Origin of the sequence: Sphingomonas sp. (genome assembly GCF_040398505.1) — a bacterium.
Lineage (GTDB): Bacteria > Pseudomonadota > Alphaproteobacteria > Sphingomonadales > Sphingomonadaceae > Sphingomonas.
Window position 1 is genome coordinate 1 of sequence record NZ_JBBATX010000157.1, and the last position, 1,935, is coordinate 1,935.

Genomic DNA, 1,935 nt, shown 5'->3' on the forward strand with positions numbered 1-1,935 from the left:
GATCGTAGATCGGCGTCTCTTCGTCCGGGTTGCCCGGTGCGACCGAGAGGCTGCTCAGCGCCTTTTCGTCAATCATTTTAAGATTCTCGGTCATTGTCGCTCTCCTGTCCGTGACGGATGCAGAACGACCGAGGGCGAGGGGTGTTCCCTCAGAGCCGCGTGACCGACACCGTCTGCTGGTTGAGCGTCGCGCTGCCGAACACCGTCATGAAGGCGATGTCGGTCGCATCGCGCCCGACCGCGACGCGCACCAGATTGCCGCACGACGCCATGTGCGTCGCATCGGCCAAATGCCAGCCGCCGCCGATCCACAATTCGGCGACCGCATGGAAATCGGGCGGATCGACGCCGGGCGCATAGGTCGAAACGCACCGCGCCGGAATCCCCCCGGCGCGCGCGAGCGCCACCAGCAAATGCGCATAATCGCGGCACACCCCGCGCCGTTCGGCAAAGGTCATCAGCGCGGTGGTGGTGCCGCTCGATGCGCCCGACGCGTAGGTGAGATGCTCCGCCACCCACGCGGTCAGCGCGGTGGCGAGCGGCCCCGCTGCCAATCCGTCGAATTCCTGTTGGACAAAGCCTTCAAGCCGATCGGACTCGCAATAGCGGCTCGGCAACAAATACGGGATCGTCTCGGGCGGCATGTGCCGGATCGGCGTGTCGCCAAGCGCGGAAAAGTCGATGGGGTCGCGCAGGATCTCGACCACCGCTTTATACTCGGCGCGGAACGCCCCCTTGCCGCGCGCCCAGCAACGCTGGCCGATCCCGTCCTCGCCCGGCACGGCGCGCACTGGCTCCGGCGAATGGACGCGCAAATCCTGCAGCTCGAGCCGCTGGTCAGCACCCTTGGCCGCTTCGATCAGCAACAGCACATCGGCTTCGCCATCGATCGTATAGTCGAGCATCACGTCGATCGAGAGGCGCATGGCGGTTCCGAACTCTCTGGGATGGGCAAACAAAAGGGGCCCGACAGGTCTCCCCGTCGGGCCCCGAAGCCGGAGCGATCCGGCCCCCTAATCGTTCCCGGACTAATTCCGGCTGCTGCCGAACAGGCGCAGGATGAACAAGAACATGTTGATGAAGTCGAGATACAGCGTCAGCGCCGACATGATCACCGTGCGGTGCTCGTCCTGCGTTCCGGCGACCTGCGCGTACAGGCTCTTGGTGCGCTGCGTGTCATAGGCGGTGAGCCCGGCGAACAGCAGCACGCCGACGATGCTGATGACCAGCCCCATGATCGTCGATGGGAAAAACGCATTCAGCACCATCGCCACGATCAAGCCGACCAGGCCCATCACCAGGAAGGTCCCGAAGGCCGACAGATCGCGCTTGGTTGTATAGCCATACAGGCTGAGACCGCCAAACGCCGCTGCCGTCGCAAAGAACGCCTTGGCAATCGCCAGACCGTCATAGCGGATGAAGATCGTCGAGAGCGACAGGCCCATGACGATCGCGAAGCCCCAGAACATGCCCTGCAATGTCGCGCTGGACATCCGGTTCTGCCCGAAACTCATCCCGAACACGAAGACCAGCGGCGCGAAGGTGATGATCCATTTCAGGATGCCGGGGCCACCGAACACTTGTTCGGCCGCGCCGCTCGCAAAGAAACCGAGCGCGACGATGCCGGTCAGCAAGACCGCCGACGCCATATAATTGTACACCGACAACATATACCGGCGCATCCCGGCGTCGTACGTGTCGGTACCGACCGTTCCGGCCGTCTGGAATACCGAGGCATTCGGACGTGGATCAGACCAGTTAGCCATTGCGAAAAACTCCTCAACACCGGCGCAGTCCCGGTTAATCCCGAATATCGGTCTTTCCACGCTGGTTTTCAAGCAAAACCGGTCGCGAGGCTGGCGCGAAAAGGGTTGCCCGTGCGGCCATGCCCCGCCTGTTCGCCGCGTTGCGCCCACCGCCCGAGATCCGCGCGAC

At 63.6% G+C, this 1,935-nt stretch carries 2 protein-coding genes; both read right to left on the reverse strand.

Annotated features, from left to right (window positions below):
• Nucleotides 1-149 precede the first annotated feature (149 nt).
• Complete coding sequence (locus tag ABWP09_RS13605) at nucleotides 150-926, reverse strand: transglutaminase-like domain-containing protein (protein WP_353205664.1); 777 nt, start codon at nucleotides 924-926, stop codon at nucleotides 150-152.
• A 102-nt stretch (nucleotides 927-1,028) separates the two neighbouring features.
• Nucleotides 1,029-1,766: a Bax inhibitor-1/YccA family protein gene (locus tag ABWP09_RS13610; RefSeq protein WP_353205665.1), complete on the reverse strand. Its 738-nt coding sequence runs from the start codon at nucleotides 1,764-1,766 to the stop codon at nucleotides 1,029-1,031.
• Nucleotides 1,767-1,935 lie beyond the last annotated feature (169 nt).